15 protein-coding genes are annotated in these 18,164 nt (G+C 72.3%); 7 read left to right on the top strand and 8 right to left on the bottom strand.

All coding sequences use genetic code 11. The features are described from left to right. The first annotated feature begins 31 nt into the window (after positions 1–31). The 3 genes from ACVGV2_RS18045 to guaA all read left to right on the top strand — a co-directional run bounded on the left by ACVGV2_RS18045 (position 32) and on the right by guaA (position 4,929). Positions 32–1,162, top strand: coding sequence for a GuaB3 family IMP dehydrogenase-related protein (locus tag ACVGV2_RS18045; protein ID WP_459163536.1), 1,131 nt, complete (start codon positions 32–34; stop codon positions 1,160–1,162). Positions 1,163–1,386: 224 nt separating this feature from the next. Further along, complete coding sequence (locus ACVGV2_RS18040) at positions 1,387–3,150, top strand: GMC oxidoreductase (protein WP_459163535.1); 1,764 nt, start codon at positions 1,387–1,389, stop codon at positions 3,148–3,150. Between the two features lie 198 nt (positions 3,151–3,348). Then, on the top strand, positions 3,349–4,929 hold the full coding sequence (gene guaA / locus ACVGV2_RS18035) for a glutamine-hydrolyzing GMP synthase (protein WP_459163534.1): 1,581 nt from the start codon (positions 3,349–3,351) through the stop codon (positions 4,927–4,929). Positions 4,930–4,942: 13 nt separating this feature from the next. Here guaA and ACVGV2_RS18030 read toward each other — a convergent pair whose 3' ends face one another. Then, complete coding sequence (locus tag ACVGV2_RS18030; protein ID WP_459163533.1) at positions 4,943–5,149, bottom strand: hypothetical protein; 207 nt, start codon at positions 5,147–5,149, stop codon at positions 4,943–4,945. After that, positions 5,142–6,587 (bottom strand): PspC domain-containing protein, encoded by a 1,446-nt coding sequence (locus tag ACVGV2_RS18025; protein ID WP_459163532.1) that lies wholly within the window; start codon positions 6,585–6,587, stop codon positions 5,142–5,144. The genes ACVGV2_RS18030 and ACVGV2_RS18025 overlap by 8 nt, the downstream gene beginning before the upstream one ends. A gap of 121 nt (positions 6,588–6,708) precedes the next feature. Between ACVGV2_RS18025 and ACVGV2_RS18020 the strand changes: the two genes are divergently transcribed. Next, a complete protein-coding gene (locus tag ACVGV2_RS18020) occupies positions 6,709–8,112 on the top strand; it encodes a PspC domain-containing protein (protein ID WP_459163531.1) in 1,404 nt (467 codons plus the stop codon). 14 nt (positions 8,113–8,126) lie between these two features. Then, positions 8,127–8,819: a response regulator gene (locus ACVGV2_RS18015; RefSeq protein WP_459163530.1), complete on the top strand. Its 693-nt coding sequence runs from the start codon at positions 8,127–8,129 to the stop codon at positions 8,817–8,819. Between the two features lie 59 nt (positions 8,820–8,878). Here ACVGV2_RS18015 and ACVGV2_RS18010 read toward each other — a convergent pair whose 3' ends face one another. The 6 genes from ACVGV2_RS18010 to ACVGV2_RS17985 form a co-directional block, all read right to left on the bottom strand. Further along, complete coding sequence (locus tag ACVGV2_RS18010) at positions 8,879–10,462, bottom strand: serine/threonine-protein kinase (RefSeq protein ID WP_459163529.1); 1,584 nt, start codon at positions 10,460–10,462, stop codon at positions 8,879–8,881. A 279-nt stretch (positions 10,463–10,741) separates the two neighbouring features. Further along, positions 10,742–12,196, bottom strand: a complete 1,455-nt coding sequence (locus ACVGV2_RS18005) for a serine/threonine-protein kinase (RefSeq protein ID WP_459163528.1) — start codon at positions 12,194–12,196, stop codon at positions 10,742–10,744. Between the two features lie 533 nt (positions 12,197–12,729). Continuing rightward, positions 12,730–13,482 (bottom strand): hypothetical protein, encoded by a 753-nt coding sequence (locus tag ACVGV2_RS18000; protein ID WP_459163527.1) that lies wholly within the window; start codon positions 13,480–13,482, stop codon positions 12,730–12,732. Positions 13,483–13,523: 41 nt separating this feature from the next. Then, positions 13,524–14,153, bottom strand: coding sequence for a hypothetical protein (locus tag ACVGV2_RS17995; RefSeq protein WP_459163526.1), 630 nt, complete (start codon positions 14,151–14,153; stop codon positions 13,524–13,526). Between the two features lie 293 nt (positions 14,154–14,446). After that, the gene (locus ACVGV2_RS17990; protein WP_459163525.1) at positions 14,447–15,151 is read right to left on the bottom strand and encodes a PIG-L deacetylase family protein; all 705 of its coding nucleotides are present in this window, start codon (positions 15,149–15,151) and stop codon (positions 14,447–14,449) included. Between the two features lie 352 nt (positions 15,152–15,503). Continuing rightward, a complete protein-coding gene (locus ACVGV2_RS17985) occupies positions 15,504–15,827 on the bottom strand; it encodes a hypothetical protein (RefSeq protein ID WP_459163524.1) in 324 nt (107 codons plus the stop codon). 128 nt (positions 15,828–15,955) lie between these two features. On the opposite strand from ACVGV2_RS17985, the gene ACVGV2_RS17980 reads away from it, so the two are divergent. Continuing rightward, positions 15,956–16,786, top strand: coding sequence for a 3-hydroxybutyrate dehydrogenase (locus ACVGV2_RS17980; RefSeq protein WP_459163523.1), 831 nt, complete (start codon positions 15,956–15,958; stop codon positions 16,784–16,786). A 34-nt stretch (positions 16,787–16,820) separates the two neighbouring features. Then, entirely contained in the window at positions 16,821–18,140 is a 1,320-nt protein-coding gene (locus ACVGV2_RS17975; protein ID WP_459163522.1) for an MFS transporter, read from the top strand. The last annotated feature ends 24 nt before the right edge of the window (positions 18,141–18,164 follow it).

The following is an 18,164-nucleotide window of genomic DNA, read 5'->3' as shown; positions in this document are numbered from 1 at the left end:
GAGGAGCTGGGTCGTTGAGAAGGGACTGACGGTGCGGGATCAGGTTGAGATCGGCATGGGCCGCACGGCCATGCGCGGCTACGACTTGGACGACGTGGAAATCGTTCCGTCCCGGCGTACCCGCTCGTCGAAGGACGTGTCGCTGAGCTGGCAGATCGACGCCTACCGCTTCGACATCCCGCTCATGACCCACCCGACGGACGCGATCGTCTCGCCCGCGACGGCGGTGCGGATCGGCGAGCTCGGGGGTCTGGGCGTGCTCAACGCCGAGGGACTGTGGGCGCGGCACGACGACGTGGCGGACAAGCTCGCCGAGGTCGTGCGGATCGCCGAGGAGAACGGTGATCCCGAGGCCGCGATCCGGCGTCTTCAGCAGTTGCACGCCGCGCCGATCCGACCCGAGCGGTTGGCCGAGTCGATCAAGCGGATCAAGGATTCGGGCGTGACCGTGGCGGCGCGGGTGAGTCCGCAGCACGCCGAGGACCTCACGCCGGACCTGATCGCAGCGGGCGTCGAAGTGCTCGTCGTGCAGGGCACCATCGTCTCGGCCGAGCACGTGGCGGAGGGCCGCGAGCCGCTCAACCTCAAGCGGTTCATCGGCGATCTGGACATCCCGGTAGTCGCCGGCGGTGTGGGGGACTACCGCACCGCGATGCACCTGATGCGCACCGGCGCGGCCGGTGTGATCGTCGGTTTCGGGCAGTCCCGCGCGGCCACGACGACGCAGGTGCTCGGGATCGGCGTGCCGATGGCCACGGCGATCTCGGACGCCGCCGCGGCGCGGCGCGACTACCTGGACGAGACGGGCGGCCGCTACGTGCACGTGATCGCCGACGGCGCGCTCGGTTACTCGGGTGACGTCGCCAAGGCGATCGCCTGCGGCGCCGACGCGGTCATGCTGGGCGAGGCGCTGACCGAGACGCACGAGGCGCCGGCGCGGGGTTACTACTGGACGCCCGCGGCCGCCCATCCGAACCTGCCGCGCAGCGAGATCATCGGCTTCGAGGGGTCGGGCGTGGATCTGGAGACGCTGCTGTACGGCCCGAGCAGCGATCCGTACGGCACGTTGAACCTGTTCGGCGCGCTGCGCCGGTCGATGGCCAAGACCGGCTACTCCGAGCTGAAGGAGTTCCAGAAGGTCGGTCTGATGCTCGGTCGTTGAGCCTCCACTCGGCCACCGCACCCCGACATTTCTCGAGAAAAGTCGCCGACGTTTCTCGAGAAATGTCCACATCCTCCCTCGGGCGAGTGACGGGCGAGCGTGGGTGCGGGTGCGGCGGCTCGGGGTGTGGTAGCGGCGCGCTGCCCTCGCGTGGATCGATCAACCCCGGTCGTTCGGCGGTGATGTCTGGCTACTCGCGAGTAATACGTTCTAGCCTGTCGCGCATGACTGGCTCCCGCGATCGCGAGACGGATTTCGACGTGGTCGTCGTCGGCTCCGGGTTCGGCGGCAGCGTGGCCGCCCTTCGCCTGACGGAGAAGGGCTACCGCGTCGCCGTCCTGGAGTCCGGCAGGCGGTTCGCCGACGACGAGCTGCCCAAGACCTCCTGGGACCTCCGCAGGTTCCTCTGGGCACCCGACCTGGGCTGCTACGGCGTGCAGCGCATCCACATGCTGCGCGACTGCCTCATCCTCGCCGGGGCGGGCGTCGGCGGCGGTTCGCTGAACTACGCCAACACGCTCTACCGCCCGATGGACGCGTTCTACCGGGACACCCAGTGGTCGCACATCACCGACTGGAAGGCGGAGCTCGCGCCCTACTACGACCAGGCCAGCCGGATGCTCGGCGTGGTCACCAATCCGACCGAAACCCCCTCGGACACGGTCATGCGCCGCGTCGCCGAGGACATGAACTGCGCCGACTCGTACCACCACACGCCGGTGGGCGTGTACTTCGGCGAGCCCGGGGAACAGGCGCAGGACCCGTACTTCGGCGGCGCCGGTCCGGCCCGGACCGGATGCACCGAATGCGGTGCGTGCATGACCGGCTGCCGGGTCGGGGCGAAGAACACGCTGGTGAAGAACTACCTCTACCTGGCCGAGCAGAACGGCGCGCAGGTCTTCCCGATGACCACGGTCTCCCGGCTGGGGCAGGCGGGAGACGGCACCTGGCGGTTGGCCACCCACCGCACCGGTTCCAAGCTGCGCCGCGACTTCCGGATCTTCCGCGCCGACCAGGTGGTGCTGGCTGCGGGCACCTGGGGCACGCAGAACCTGCTGCACCGCTCCCGCGACGCCGGGGACCTGCCGCACCTGTCCGAACGGCTCGGCGAACTCACCCGCACCAACTCCGAGGCGATCCTGGGTGCGCAGGTCAGCCAGGTCGACCCGGAACGGAACTTCTCCGAAGGCGTGGCGATCACCTCGTCGTTCTACCCGGACCCGGACACGCACATCGAACCGGTCCGCTACGGCAAGGGCTCCAACGCGATGGGGCTGCTGCAGACCCTGCCGACCAGGGGCGACGACCCGCGGCCGCGGTGGCGGCAGTGGCTGAGCTTCCTCGGCAGGCATCCGGTGAAGTCGCTGCGGCTGCTGTGGGTGAACCGGTGGAGCGAGCGCACCGTGATCCTGCTGGTGATGCAGAGCCTGGACAACTCGTTGCGCACGGGCCTGCGCAAGCGCTTCGGGCGCCGCTGGCTGACCTCGCGGCAGGGGCACGGCGCGCCGAACCCCACCTACATCCCGGTCGGCGAGGAGGCCAACGAGCGCGCTGCGGAGAAGATCGACGGCATGGCCGGCGGCGTGTGGTCGCAGCTGTTCGACATGCCGATGACCGCGCACTTCATCGGTGGCTGCCCGATCGGGGACACGCCCGAGACCGGCGTGATCGACCCGTACCACCGGGCCTACGGCCACCCCGGCCTGTCCGTTGTGGATGGTTCGGCGATCACCGCGAACCTGGGCGTGAACCCGTCGCTGACGATCACCGCGCAGGCCGAGCGCGCGCTGTCCATGTGGCCGAACAAGGGCGAGTCCGATCCGCGCCCGGAGCAGTCCGCCGGGTACGCGCGCATCCCGGCGGTGCCGCCGGGCGAGCCCGCGGTTCCGGCGGAGGCCCCCGCGGCGCTGCGGCTGCCCGTGGTCGCGATCGGCGCGGGTGGCTCGGGTGCCGATGCCGTCGGTGCGCAGGCCGGGCGGGGCGAGTGAGGCCGGCCGGGCGGCGGCTCCGGCGCGGACGCTCGTGCCGTGACCGAGCTCGCGCGGGGTCGCTGCCCCTGTGCCGGTGAGACCTGGGAGAATGAGGGCGGCAGGCATTAGCGGGCAGCGCCGGTCACCGCCGCGAGGGCAGTACCCCGCAGTGCGCTGTCAGGCATGACGATGTCCTGCAGGGGAGGTTGCCGCTCCGTGTCCGGTTCCGCCGGCCCCGGCCAGGGGCCCGTTCTGGTGCTCGACTACGGTGCCCAGTACGCGCAGCTCATCGCGCGTCGGGTGCGCGAGGCCCAGGTGTATTCCGAGGTGATCCCGCACGAGACCTCGGTCGACGAGATCGTGCGCCGCGACCCGGCCGCCGTGGTGCTCTCCGGGGGCCCGGCGAGCGTGTACGCCGAGGACGCGCCCCAGGTCGACTCCGCGCTGTTCGACACGGGCATCCCCGTGTTCGGCATCTGCTACGGCTTCCAGGCGATGACTTCCGCGCTGGGTGGTTCGGTGGAGCACTCCGGGGTGCGCGAGTACGGCCGCACGGACCTGGACGTCACCGGTGACGGCGGCGCGCTGCACGAGGACCTCCCCGCGCACCACCCGGTGTGGATGAGCCACGGGGACTCGGTGAGCAAGGCGCCGGAGGGCTTCAGCGTGACCGCGGGAACCCGGGACACCCCGGTGGCGGCCTGCGAGAACGTGCAGCGCCGGCTCGCCGGCGTGCAGTACCACCCCGAGGTGGCGCACTCGCCGCACGGACAGGAGGTGCTGCGCCGCTTCCTGCGCGACATCGCCGGCATCCGCCCGCAGTGGACGGTTTCGTCCATTGTGGAGGAAACCGTGCGCGGGATCCGCGAGCAGATCGGCGACCGGCGCGCGCTGTGCGCCCTGTCCGGTGGTGTGGACTCCGCCGTGGCCGCGGCGCTCGTGCAGCGCGCCATCGGTGATCGGCTCACCTGCGTGTTCGTCGATCACGGGTTGTTGCGCTCCGGGGAGCGCGCCCAGGTGGAACGGGACTTCGTCGCCGCGACCGGTGTGCGCCTGGTGACCGTGGACGCGGTCGAGCAGTTCCGCGCAGCTCTGCAGGGAGTCAGCGACCCCGAGGAGAAGCGCCGCATCATCGGTCACGAGTTCATCCGCACCTTCGAGCGGACCGCGAGCGACCTGCAAAGCGGCGACGGCGCGGAGGGTCAGATCGACTTCCTCGTGCAGGGCACGCTGTATCCGGACGTCGTCGAGTCCGGCGGCGGCTCCGGGTCTGCCAACATCAAGAGCCACCACAACGTGGGCGGGCTGCCCGAGGACCTGCAGTTCGACCTCGTCGAACCGCTGCGCGCGCTGTTCAAGGACGAGGTGCGCCGCGTGGGCACCGAACTGGGGCTGCCGGAGACGATCGTGAACCGGCACCCGTTCCCCGGCCCCGGCCTGGCCATTCGCGTCATCGGTGAGGTGACCGCCGACCGGCTGAACACGTTGCGGGCGGCCGACTCCATCGCCCGCGAGGAGATCACCGCGTCCGGTTTGGACAGCGACATCTGGCAGTGCCCCGTGGTGCTGCTCGCCGACGTGCGTTCCGTCGGAGTGCAGGGCGATGGCCGCACCTATGGCCACCCGGTCGTGCTGCGTCCGGTGTCCAGCGAGGACGCGATGACGGCGGACTGGACGCGACTTCCCCACGAAACCCTGGAGCGCATCTCCACCCGCATCACCAACGAAGTCTCCGGCGTGAACCGGGTCGCGCTCGACGTGACCTCGAAACCGCCGGGCACCATCGAATGGGAGTGAGCGGGACGCGGTCCTACTGCCCGCGACGGGGCCGCAGCGAGAGCACCAGCAGCAGCACTCCGACGGCCACGACGGTCGCGCCCAGCAGCCACACCAGTTGATCGACGAGACCGAGCAGCACGAACGCCGACATCGCCAGGGCGAGGCAGCCGCCGGCCAGCGCCACCTGATCCACGTCCCGCCGGATGTGTTCACCACCGCGGTTCGACGGTTCAGTCACGGAGGACCTCCACATATCCCGTTCCCGCGTGCGCGGTGATCGTGACCAGACGACCGTTGCGCGCACCTTCTCCGTGGTCGGTCACCGTCTGCCGGGCCGGGGCGCCCGAACGTTCGGTGCCGAGGCAGTCCACCGTTCCGGCCCAGCTGCTGCAGTGCGCGGTGACGTCCCAGTCGGCCGGCACGTGCACGGTGACGCCGCCCGCCCCGGTGTCGGCCTGCACGTGGTGGACCCGGGCGGCCTCCTGCGGCGGTATGCCGCGCAGGTCGAGCGTCATGTTCCCCGCCTCGAGGGTGTGCGCCCGGTTCGCCTCGGCGGCGGTGGTCGGCACGACGTGCCGATCCGCGTCGGCCGCCGGTGCCGGGGTCTCCGGGGGCGTCGAGCCGCGGTGCGGTGTTGCGCCCGCGGCGAGCACGGTCAGCACCGCGACCGGAACGGCGAGCAGCACGAGGACGCGCCCGCGGCGCAGCACCGAGCCGACGAGCATGCCGAGGCCGAGCACGCCCAGGGTGGCGGCCAGGATCGTCGTCAGGTCGTAGGCGAGGTACAACCCGCCCGCTGCGGCCAGCGCGGCCAGCAGCAGCGTGACCGGTGTGAGCATCCGGTCGAACCGGGGGCGCTCCGGCACGGGTCCGGCCGCGGCCGGCGCGTCCGGGACGTCCTCGGCGAAGGGCGCGTTCCACGGGTCCACCGCGGGCGGTTGCCGGGCGGTGAACCGGTCGGTGTCCGCCTCCGCCTCGGATTCGGCGCGCGCGGTCTCCGCCTGGACCGGTTCGGCGCGGGTGCTCTCGGCCTCGGCAGACGCGCCCGTGCCTTGCGTCGTCTGAGCGGCGTCGGCAAGGCTCGTGGTGTTGCCTGGATCCGTGCTCCCGGGCGGTATTACCTCGGCGGCCGGACCGCTGGACCCCGTATCACCGGATGCCGGGCCACCGGGTGGCGTCGCCGCGGATCCGGGACTGCCGCCCGGCCCGCTGCTGCCCGGTCCGCTGTCGCCCGGCCCGCTGCTGCCCGGTCCGCTGTCGCCCGGGCCGGGTTCGGCGCGGTTGCGGTGCAGCAGGTACAGCGCCAGGAAACCGACCACCACGCCGATCAGCCCGGGCAGGTTGCGCAGCGCGTACAGCGCCGGGATCAGCAGCACCGCCAGCACCACGAGCACCGGCGTCGAAGTGGTCCGAGTGCTCACCTGCCCGGAGGCGTCCCGCTCTTCGCGCGGGAGGAACATCCACCCCAGCAGGTACAGCAGCACTCCGGACCCGCCGTAGAGCGCGGCGACCACGAAGGCGACGCGCAACAGCACCGGGTCGACCGCGTAGCGGTTGCCGATCGCGGCGGCCACCCCGCCCAGCTTGCCGCCCGTCGCGGGACGCACCGGACGGGACGTCCAGAAGTCCCGCACGGTCGTCTCGATGCTGCCCACCGCGCTCCGCGTGTCGTTCATGCCACCACTATCCGTGCACCGCGCGGGCGGTGACATCGGGGACGCCCCTGAGCTCGGCCCCCGGAACCCGGCTCGCGCGCCCCGATGTGCCCGGGTGCGGGGGCGTGCAAGCATCGGTGGTGTGAGACCCCGGTTCGGGCGGCGCCGGGCGCGCACAGCGCCGCAGACCCAGCAGACACCGCAGCAGGCGCCGGCCCAGCAGACACCGCCGCAGCAGGCGCCGCATCCGGCGCCGGCGCAGTGGCGTTCAGCGGAGGACCCGCGGGCCGCCCGGCAGCGCGCTGCGCACGGTGCACCGGAGGCGTCGCGGTTGCGCCGGACCCGCGAGGGCCGGCTCCTGGCGGGTGTGTCCGCGGGTGTGGCCGAGCACCTCGGCATTCCGGTGATGTGGGTGCGCGCCGCGTTCGCCGTGCTCGCGGGGTTCTGGGGCGCGGGCGTCCTCGCCTACGCGCTGCTGTGGGTGTGCGTGCCGCAGGACGGCACCTCTCCGCGCGAGCCCATCACCACCCGTGAACGGCAGCAGGGCGCGGCGCTCATCCTGCTCGGCCTGGGGCTGATGGTGCTGTTCGGCTCGCTGGCCGCCCTGCCCGCGTGGTTCACCGTGCCGCTGCTGGTGATGCTCGTCGGCGCCGCCGTCGTGTGGCGGGAGGCCGACGAACCGCGGCGACGCCGGTGGATCGAGGGGCGCGCCGGTCTGCTGCGGGTCCTCATCGGTGCGGCGCTCGTCTTCGTCGGGATCTCGGTGTTCCTGGCGGGCAGCTCCTCGCTGAGCATGGTGCCGTTCCTGCTGCTCGCGGTGCTCACCACGCTCGGCGGGGCGGTCGTGCTGACCGTGCCGTGGTGGATGCGCCTGGCCCGCGATCTCAGCCAGGAGCGCGCCGGACGCATCCGTTCGCAGGAGCGCGCGGAGATCGCCGCGCACCTGCACGACTCGGTGCTGCAGACGCTCGCGCTGATCCAGAAGCAGGCCGACGCTCCCCGCGAGGTGCGGCGGCTGGCGCGGGGGCAGGAGCGGGAGTTGCGGCACTGGTTGTACGGACCGGGTGGTTACCGCGGAGCGCGCTCCGGTGCGGAGGAGGCCGCCGATCCCGCGCCGGAGCAGCCGGCGCAGCCGGCGATGCTGACCGCGGAGCTCGCCCGCATCTGCGGGGAGGTCGAGGACCGGTTCGCGGTGAGCGTGCAGCACGTCGAGGTGTCCGACTGCGCCCTCGACGAACGCGTGCGGGCCCAGCTGGCGGCCGCGCGGGAGGCGGTGACGAACGCGGCCAAGCACTCCGGGGACTGCGAGATCAGCGTCTACGCCGAGGTGGAGCCCGAGCGCGTGTCGGTGTTCGTCCGCGACCGCGGTGCGGGTTTCGATCCGGACGCCGTGCCGGCCGATCGGCACGGGCTCTCCGACTCGATCCGCGGGAGGATGGAGCGGTTCGACGGATCGGTGCGGCTGCGCACGGCACCCGGGGCGGGCACGGAGGTGCAGCTGGAGATGCCGCGGGAGACGGCTGAACGCACCCCCTCGGGGCGATGAGCGAGGAGGAGCAGATGAGTGGCATGGCGGAATCGACGGCCGGCGAGCAGGCGGTGCGCCCGGTGCGGGTGTACATCGTGGACGACCACGCCCTGTTCCGCTCCGGTGTGCGGGCGGAGCTGGCTTCGGCGCCGGAGGAGGTGGACGTGGTCGGCGAGGCGGGTTCCGTGGGCGAAGCGGTCGCCGGCATCGGCCACTACCGGCCGGCGGTGGTGCTGCTGGACGTGCACATGCCGGACGGCGGAGGAGCGGAGGTGCTGCGCCGCACGCGCGCGGAGTTCCCGGACGTGGTGTTCCTGGCGTTGTCGGTCTCGGACGCCGCCGAGGACGTCATCACGGTGATCCGCGGCGGGGCGCGCGGCTACGTCACCAAGACGATCTCCGGGCGCGAGCTCACCGATGCGATCCGACGCGTCGCCGGGGGCGATGCGGTGTTCTCACCGCGGTTGGCGGGTTTCGTGCTGGACGCGTTCGCCGAGGGGCCGAACGTCTCCCCCGTGGGGGATCCGGAGCTGGATCTGCTGACGCGGCGGGAGCGGGACGTGCTGCGGCTGCTCGCCCGCGGCTACGCGTACAAGGAGATCGGCGCTGAGCTGTTCATCTCGGTCAAGACGGTCGAGACGCACGTGTCCAGCGTGCTGCGCAAGACGCAGCTGTCGAACCGCTACGAGCTGTCCCGCTGGGCTTCGGACCGCCGCCTGGTGTGAGCGCATCTGCTCGAGCTCGCGGCGGGTGATGCGGCCGCCAGCGGGCGGAGCCGGGGTCGTCAGACGACGGAGTCGGTGTTGATGCGCAGGTCGCCGTCCTGCTCGATCAGTCCCAGCCGGTGCTTCTCGGTGCTGGTGCCCCCGTCGGTGGTGGTGAACTCCAGCTGCACCGTCACCGTCTTGCCGGAGGCCTTCGGCTTGCCCTTGACCTCCACCGACTCGACGGATTCCCAGAACGCGCGGTAGCTGTCCTCGCCCTGCGACCGCAGTTCGGGGCCGAGCATGGACCAGCCCTCCGCCACGTCGTCCGGCATCGCGTCGTAGTACTGCTCGACGGTCTCGACCGCGTCCTCCTCGTTCACCTTCGCACCGGAGGTGGTGCTCGTCGTCGACGAGGACGTCGTGGTGCTCGAGGAGGTCGTGCTCGTCGGGGAGGTCGACGTCCCGGTGGTGGTCGTGGGCGCAGTCGCCGTGGGCGCAGTCGTCGTGGGGGCGGCCGGCACGGCGGGCTGTTCGGGCGAGGAGGCTTCCGAGTCGGAGGACCCGCCCCCGCCGCCGAGGGCGTTGGCCCCGAGGACGCCGAGCAGCACGGCCGCGAGGAGGGCGACGACCCACAGCCCCGCTCGCACCGGGCGGGGAAGGCGTCCGCGCGCTCGCGCGGACGCCGGGGCGGAGGCCGGTGCTGGCGCGCCCGCTCGCGTGGCGGGGGAGGCGTTCGCCGCGGCCGGGCCGCCGACCCGAGCGGGGTGCGGTGCCTGGGGGGCCGCTGCCGGGGCGGCGGTGCGCTGCCAACCGGCCGTGGGGGTGGCGTTCGGGATCGGGCGGCCGTCCACCACCGCCCGCAGCAGGTCGCGCGTCTGCGCCATCGTGGGCCGTTCCACCGGGTCTGCGCGCAGCATCTGCATCAGCGCGGGCGCGAGCGGCCCGGCCTGCCGCGGCGGTTCGACGTTGCCCTGCGCGACCCGGTGCAGCAGGCCGATGGCGTTCTCGTCCGTGCCGAACGGCGGGGAACCTTCCACCGCCGCGTACAGCGTCGAGCCGAGCGAGAACACGTCCGAGGCGGGCGCCGGGTCGCGGCCGGTGGCGACTTCCGGTGCCAGGTAGGCCGGCGTGCCCGCGAGGATCCCGCTCTTGGTGACGGCGACGTCACCGATGGCGCGGGAAATGCCGAAGTCGGTGATCTTGGCCTGCCCGTTCTCGCCGAGCAGGATGTTGCCCGGTTTGAGGTCCCGGTGCACGATCCCCGCCATGTGCGCCGCAGCCAGCGCACTGGAGACCTGCACGCCGATGCGCGCCACGTGCATCGGAGCGAGCACGCCCTGGTCGGCGACCACCGACGCCAGGCTCTGCGAGGGCAGGTACTCCATCACGAGGACGGGCTGGCCGTCGTCCTCGGCCACGTCGAACACGAGGATCGCGTTCTGGTGCTGCAGCCGGGCGGCGATGCGGCCCTCCCGCATCGTGCGCTGCCGGGCCTCTTCGGTCTCTTCCCGGGTGTAGCCGGGTTGAAGCAGCAGGAGTTTGACGGCGACGGTCCGGTGCAGCCGTTCGTCGACGGCTTGCCAGACCACGCCCATGGCGCCGCTGCCGATCCGCTCCACCAAGCGGTATCGGCCTGCGATGACCCGATCCTCGGCGCTCACCGGTGTCTCTCCCCTGGTGGCTGCTCCGACACGACTGACCGGACCCCCGTGGCCAGCTTTTCCGACCCACCAACCCGCCGGCCCGGTGCGTCCGGTCCAGCGGATGGTTTCACGGGACGCAACGTTACTGGGCGTTCCTGACGGCACGACACACCGGGGTCCACCGCGCCGGAACCGTTCACTCGGCGGAACGCGAGGCGGGGTCGAGGCCCGGCAGGCCCCGTCCCCGCTTCGAGGCCCCCGGCCTCGAAGGCTCGCCCTCGAGCGCGCGACCGAGGGCTACTGCCCCGGCTCCGTCATCGCCTGCGACCCGGTGGCACCGCCGTCCGTCGTGGTCGGCTGTTCCTGGGTCGTGGTGGTCGGTTGCTCCTCGGTCGTGGTGGTGGGCTGTTCCTCGGTCGTGGTGGTGGGCTGTTCCTCGGTGGTGGTGGTCGGTTGCTCCTCGGTCGTGGTGGTGGGCTGCTCCGTCGTCGTGGTCGGAGTCTGCTCCTCGGTCGTCGTGGTCGGAGTCTGCTCCTCCGACGTCGTCGGCGCCGGCGGTGGCGGCATGTCGTTGCCACGCGTCGGCGACGGGCCGTCGTTGGCGGGGGGAACCGGGGGCCCGTCATCGTTGTTGCCGAGGAACATCGAGGTGAGCAGCACGCTGGCGACGGCCACCGCGAGCAGCGCCAGACCCGAGATCAGCACCGGGCGCTTGCGCTTGCGCGGCTCCTCGTACAGCGCGTCATCGCCCCGGGTGTCCGCGCCCATGTAGGAGGTCGCGTTCTCGTAGGCCTGCTCGGAGTACGGGTCCTCCTCGTAGGCGGCGCCCTCCGGTGCGACCGCCGTGGGGGGAGCCTCCTGCTGGCCGGACGACTCGGGAGCGAGCGCCGAGGGGATCGGGGCCGCGGCCGTCGGCACCGACGTCACCGAGTTCCCGTCCGCGACCGTCTGCAGCATCTCCACGACCTGCGCCATGCCCGGCCGGTCCTCGACCCGGGCGTTCAGCATGGCCATGAGCGGCTGGGCCATCGGTCCGGACTGCTGCGGCGGTTCCACGCGGCCGGCGGCCACGGCGTGCAGCAGCGCCAGCGTGTTCTCGTTCAGACCGAACGGCGGCCGGCCCTCGATCGCCGCGTACAGCGTCGCGCCCAGCGAGAACACGTCCGAGGCGGGTGTGGGCTCCTGACCCATGGCCACGTCCGGCGACAGGTACGCGGGCGTGCCCGCGAGCATCCCCGTCTTCGTGACCTGCACGTCGCCCTGCGCCCGGGAGATCCCGAAGTCCGTGATCTTCACCGTGCCGTCGTCGCCGAGCAGGATGTTGCCGGGCTTGATGTCGCGGTGGATCACGCCGGCGGAGTGCGCCGCCCCGAGCGCCGAGGCGACCTGCGCGCCGATCCGGGCCACCTCGCGCGGGGGCAGCGGCCCGTGCTCGGACATCATCTTCGCCAGGCTGGTGGACGGCAGGAACTCCATGACGAGGACGGGTTGGCCCTCGTCCTCGGCCACGTCGTACACCGAGATCGCGTTCGGGTGCTGCAGGCGCGCGGCGATGCGCCCTTCCCGCATGGCGCGTTGCCGCGCTTCGTCAGCCTCGCCGGGATCCAGCCCGGGCTCGAGCAGCAGCTGCTTTACCGCGACAGTGCGGTGCAGGCGCTCGTCGACACACTCCCACACCACGCCCATCGCGCCGCTACCGATGCTGCGCTGCACCCGGTAGCGTCCGGCGACCAGGCGACCTTCGTCGCTCACCGACGTCTCCCCGTACTGCTATCGATGCCCGGTGGGCCGGGTCGATCGGGTGGTCGCACCACCCGGCCCCGGTGCCACCGGCCAAACGGCGGTCTGCACGAACCGGCCGCGCCGGTCCGCGATATGTACACGTTGCTGGCGGGCCCTGCGGCGACCGCACAGCCTGTCACTGAAACGTTGGTCGCGGTCATCCGGGGCCGCTGGTACGGCAGCCTAGCCGACGCGCGTGTCGCGTAGGTCCGAAGTCCGCAGATCCCGCACACCGATTTCACCGCGCTCCGCCACCGCGTGGATTCTCACCCGCGCACGCCGTTCGTTGTGCCCGTTTGTCCAGGTAGTGGTCGGAATCACCCGTTGCGGACCCGCGTGCGGCCCGGGGTGTTCGCGCCGCGCGTCCACCAGCCTACGCGTCGGAGCGGGTCGAACGGAGCGTTCGGATCCACGGAAGTTCGTTGCCGCATCGTTGTTCCGCCCGCGGTGGACAACCTGTGACCGGGTGCGGGCGTTCCGGAGTCCCGTTGCACGCGTGCGGCTCACCGCGGGTGCGTGCGGCGGGCGCTCAGCAGGCGCACGTCGGTGATCCGCGACGCGCCCGGCTCCTCGCTGACCGCGAACGCCTGCCGCAGCGTGACGCGCGAGCCGTCCGAGCAGTGCACAGCGGCCTCGGCGAGCACGGGTCCGTCCCGGCGCGCCGTCACACCCGTGAGGCGGACCGCTTCGGTGCCGGACCACGCCGACACGAGGTCGTGCTGCGTACCGCCCCGCAGTTGCGGGTGCAGCCACGGCAGGGCCGCGGCCGGCTCCGTTGCCAGGGCGCCGTAGAAGCTGCGGACGGTGCGGACCGCGGAGGTCGAGCTGCCCGCGGCCGGGTCGGCCACCTGCTCGCGTTCGTTCGACGGGGTGACGGGGAGCGGTCGTTGCGCACCGCCCGGCTCGGGGTGGCCCGCGCACGAAGTGCCGCCGGAGCGCAGCACCTCCGGCGCGAGCGCGGGCGCGCCGGTGACCGGTGCGGCCGTGCCCGGCTCCGCGTGCGCATCAGCCGGCGGGTCGGCGCCCGTGCCCAGGCGCAGGATCACCGCGAGCACCGTCAGCGCCGCGCACAGCAGTGCGACGCCGATGACCACGATCCCCGTGCGCGCGGGGCGGGGAGGTTGCGCGGAGCCGCCGTGCTCTCCGCTGAGCACGGCGCGGGCGAGCCGCTCGTAACGGCCGCTGCGGCGCAGGAGGTCGGTCACGCGCACGCCGCCAAGGTGGTTGTGGCGGGACGTCGAATCGGAATCCTGCACGGTGCTCTCGTTCTCCCCGGGTTCTCCCCGGCCAGGCCGCCTCACGGCGAGGCCGTGGCCGCGGTGTAGCCCTGCGGGAGCCAGCCATCGGCACCGACCGCGGGCTCGGGCAGCGGCGACGGGAGCACGCCCTGCTCCGCCGGGAACAGCGGTGTCGGAACGGTGTCGTCGACCGCCGGGAGTTCCGGGAGATCGGGTGGTTCCGGGAGATCGGGCGGCTCCGGGGTGCTCGAGGGCGGCGAGGTGGGCGGGGGTGCCGGTTCCGGTTCGGCGGGTTCCGGCGTCGCTGCCGGCGGTGCGGCGGCGGGGGGACCGGCCTCGACCGGTGCGGCCGCGCCGGTCGAGGCCGCGGCAGGCGTGGTCGAGGCCTGCGCAGTGCTCGGAGGTTCGGGGCTCGGAGGTTCGGGCTCCTCGGCGCGCACGACGGTGAACGGCCGAGGCTGCCCGTCCGTCCGCTCACCCGCCGGCGCGTCGTCCTGCTGCGCGTCGTCCTGCGGTGCGGCGAGCCCGAGCTGCGGCTGGCCGTGCGGCACGCTCGGCGATGGCAGGTGCTCGAGCGGGGGCGTCCTGTTGTGCGCGGCGGTCGCCACGATCGACATGCCGCTGAGCACGAGCGCGGAGGTGGCCACGGCGAACCACGCCGCGCGGCGGGAACTGCGCGGCGGAGTCACCGAAGCGGGCACCGTGCCGAGGTCGAAGGCGCGGAGTCCGGCGGCTTCGGCCTCCGGCGGAGCAGCGGCGGCGGTCGAGCCGCCTGCGGCCGCGCACCGCTGCGGAAGCGGTGCTCCCGCCGGGTGCGGGGCGTCCTCCTGAAGCGGTGGGCCGTTCCCCGGCCGCGGGCCGCGGGGGGAGGCTGCCGGCGCGACCCGCACACGACGCGCCCTGCCGGGGTGACGTCCCGGTGCCCCGCTGCAGCGGGCTCGCCCGTCGGTCATCGGTACCGCCTTCCGCCGCGGGACGGTCGCTACCCGGTGTTGACGAACTGGAACGCCTCGGCCAGCCGTCCAGGCATGCCGTGCTGCTCGGCGTTGCGCGCCAACCAGGGACGCAGCATGCCGGCCAGGTCGGTCAGATGCGCCGTTTGCGACGTGTGCGCGGCCAGCGCTGCGATCTTCGTATCAAAATGATCGGTGATGTCGACGGCACGGTTGATCCGACATTCAGGTGAAGCGACCAGCCACAGTTCCGGCACGCTCCACGGCTGCAGCCCCTCGGCGGCCAACTCGGGGTGGGCGAAGGCGTTGCGCGCATCCGGGTAGACGGCCGCCAGCGCCGCTTCCCCGACGGCGCGGTGATCGGGGTGCGAAGCGGGGATGTGCTCCCAGTTGATCTCCGGTGAATGGGTGAGCACTCGCTGCGGTCGCACCTGGCGGATCACGCGGCTGACGTCCCGCCGCAACGCCATGTCCGGCTGCAGCGAACCGTCCCGGTGGTCGAGGAAGCGCACGTCGTGCACCCCGGCGGCGGCTGCGGCCGCGCGCTGCTCCGACTCGCGCAGCTGCGGCATCGCCTCGCGCGGGGTGTCGTCGAAACCGCCGGCATCCCCGTACGTGCACACGCAGTAGGTGACGACCGCCCCGGCCGCCACCCAGGAGGCGATGGTCCCGGCGGCGGCGAAGTCGGCATCGTCCGGGTGCGCGGTCACCACCAGCACGCGATCTTGGTCCACGACGCCATGGTTCCCGGCATGCACCACCCGGGCAACTTGCGTCTCTACCCGCACCACCAGCGGAGCTCACAAGTGCCGCTGGAGCACTGGCAGTACTTTTTACGTGACTGTCGGTCGCCGCCAGGGGCTGCAAGCGTTTCGTCATCTCGGCGCGACAGCTCGCAGCTCAGCGGCTGCCTCGACCGCCGACCCCGCATCGCAGCCGGGCCCACTGCGGGTTCTCCTGTGCGGCTCTCGCGAGGAAGGCGAGACGTGGTGTAGGTGGCTACTCGAGGTCGAGCACCCGGAGCGAGAGCCGTGCGGGAGGTTCCGCCACGGGAGTCCGCACGCAAAACGGTTTGACGATGTCCTCCTAGTTGAGTTCGCCGCGGCGGAACTTCCCCTGGCTGCTCTGCAGCGACTTGAGCGAGCCGATACCGCCCGCACCGCCGAGCAGGATCGCGAAGATGTCCGCGCCGACTCCGCCGCCGAGCGCGATCAGCAGCGCCACCGCCGTGACACCGAGGCCGATGCCGGCCGTCGGGTAGCGCTTGCGCGCGAACTCGGCCGCGGGCTGGCCGCCCGCGCGCTTTTTCGCCGCCGTGTTCAACATCGCCAGGTAGCCCATGTGCCCGGCCGCGACACCGAGCGCCGCCAGTGTGATCAGGAACGCGACAACACCGATAATTGCACCCATGCCTCCAGTCTGCCTCGTCCGGGCGCGCTTCCGGTATGGGTACTTTTCCGGAAGGCCCGGCACCGCGGAGCGGAAAAGGTGCCGCGGAGGACTGGATCACCGCGGCGATCACGCATAGTTTCCCGGTCATGACCGATCGTCGGGACCTCGGCCCCGAACCCGCGACACCGACCGCTGCGACACCGACCACCGCTGCGGCACCCGCACCCGGTCCCGGCAGCGGAATCGCCGGAAAGCGCGTCGTCATCACCGGTGCGGCCGGTGGGATCGGCGCGGCGCTGGCCCGCCGCTTCGCGGCCGAAGCCGACGTGCTCGTGGCCGACCGCGAGGCCGAACCGCTGCACGGGCTCGCCGCCGAGCTCGACGCCCAGGCGCGGGTGGTCGACCTCTCCGACCCGGACAACGCCGCCGAGCTCGGCGAGGGCGCCGACGTCGTCGTCAACAACGCGGGTTTCCAGCACGTCGCCCCGATCCAGGAGTTCTCCCCGGACGTGTTCGACACGCTGCTGCGCGTGGTGGTCTCCGCCTCCTTCCGGATCGTGCGCTCGGCGCTGCCCGCGATGTACGAACGCGGCTGGGGACGCGTGATCAACATTTCCTCGGTGCACGGGCTGCGCGCCTCCCCGTTCAAGAGCGCCTACGTGGCGGCCAAGCACGGACTGGAGGGGCTGTCCAAGACGATCGCCGTCGAAGGTGCGCGGCACGGCGTCACCGCCAACTGCATTTGCCCCGGGTTCGTCCGCACGCCCCTGGTGGAGCGCCAGATCTCCGAGCAGGCGGTGCTGCACCGCGTGTCCGAGGAGGAGGTCCTCGAGGACGTGCTGCTGGAACGGACCCCCACCAAACGCCTCGTCGAGCCGGAGGAGGTCGCCGAACTCGCCCGGTGGCTGTGCGAACCGGCGGCGAACTCCGTGACCGGGGCGTCGTTGTCCATGGACGGGGCGTGGTCGGCCAACTGAAGCGCGGCCGGCTGCCCGAGGGGAGGTGTGCGCGATGAGTGTTCCGGCGCGCAGCGCTGCCGGTACGGGGCGGTTCCGGATCGTCCTGGCGAGCCTGGTCGGCACCACCGTCGAGTGGTACGACTTCTTCCTCTACGGCTCGGCCGCGGCCCTGGTGTTCAACCAGCTGTTCTTCCCCGCGGGCGACGCGCTCACCGGGACGCTGCTGGCGTTCGTGACCTACGCGGTCGGGTTCGTCGCGCGCCCGCTCGGCGGACTCGTGTTCGGCCACTACGGCGACCGCCTCGGCCGCAAGAAGCTGCTCGTGCTCAGCCTGATGCTCATGGGGCTGTCCAGCTGCCTCATCGGCCTCGTGCCGACGTACGGGACGATCGGGGTGGCCGCCCCGATCGCGCTGACCGTGCTCCGGCTGGTGCAGGGCTTCGCCATCGGCGGCGAGTGGGGCGGTGCCGTGCTCATCGTCTCCGAGCACGAAGGCGCGAAGCACCGCGGGTTCTGGGCGTCCTGGCCGCAGTGCGGCGTGCCGCTCGGGAACCTGCTCGCCGTGGCGGTGCTGGCCGTGCTGGCCGCGGTGCAGAGCGAGCAGGCCTTCCTCGCCTGGGGCTGGCGCGTGGCGTTCCTGCTCTCCGGAGCGCTGGTGCTCGTCGGGCTGTGGGTGCGCTTCGGCGTCGCCGAATCGCCCGTGTTCCAGCGGGCCCAGCAGGAGGCGGACGAGGCCGGTGCGGAAGCCAAACCTCCGATACTGGAGGTGCTGCGGCGCTACCGCGGTGCCGTGTTCACCGCGATGGGAGCGCGCTTCGCGGAGAACGTCGTGTACTACATGCTGACGTCGTTCGTGCTCACCTACGTGGTCACGCACCTGGGGCTGCCGCGTGGGCTGGCGCTGAACGCCTCGCTGATCGCCGCCGTGATCCACTTCGCCACGATTCCCGCATGGGGCGCGCTGTCCGACCGGGTGGGGCGCCGCCCCGTGTACCTGTTCGGTGCGCTCGGCACCGGGGCGTGGGCCTTCGCCTTCTTCGGCCTGCTGGACACGGGATCGTTCCTGCTGATGACCTTGGCGATCACCGTGGGCCTGGTGCTGCACGGCGCAATGTACGGGCCGCAGGCGGCGTTCTTCGCGGAGTTGTTCGGCACCCGGGTGCGCTACTCGGGCGCGTCGATCGGCTACCAGCTGGCCTCGATCGTGGCGGGCTCGCTGGCGCCGATCATCGCCACCGCGTTGCTGCGCGAGTACGGCTCCTCCGCGCCGATCATCGCCTACCTCGTCGTGTGCGCCCTGGTCACCGCGGTGACCGTGCTGCTGTCCGCGGAAACGCGGCACCGCGACCTGAGCGCGGACCACGGCGTGTGACCAGGGGTGCGACGAGGGGTGTGG

The sequence above is a fragment of the Bounagaea algeriensis genome (genome assembly GCF_054491375.1).
Note: the sequence above shows the minus strand (reverse complement) of the source record. Positions and strands in the feature narration are given on the sequence as shown.

Bases quoted from the DNA above. Each gene is read 5' to 3' on its own strand.
- ACVGV2_RS18040 (WP_459163535.1), top strand. From the start codon at position 1,387: ATGACTGGCTCCCGCGATCGCGAGACGGATTTCGACGTGGTCGTCGTC.
- ACVGV2_RS18025 (WP_459163532.1), bottom strand. From the start codon at position 6,587: ATGAACGACACGCGGAGCGCGGTGGGCAGCATCGAGACGACCGTGCGG.
- ACVGV2_RS18015 (WP_459163530.1), top strand. From the start codon at position 8,127: ATGAGTGGCATGGCGGAATCGACGGCCGGCGAGCAGGCGGTGCGCCCG.
- ACVGV2_RS17985 (WP_459163524.1), bottom strand. From the start codon at position 15,827: ATGGGTGCAATTATCGGTGTTGTCGCGTTCCTGATCACACTGGCGGCG.
- ACVGV2_RS17980 (WP_459163523.1), top strand. From the start codon at position 15,956: ATGACCGATCGTCGGGACCTCGGCCCCGAACCCGCGACACCGACCGCT.
- ACVGV2_RS17975 (WP_459163522.1), top strand. From the start codon at position 16,821: ATGAGTGTTCCGGCGCGCAGCGCTGCCGGTACGGGGCGGTTCCGGATC.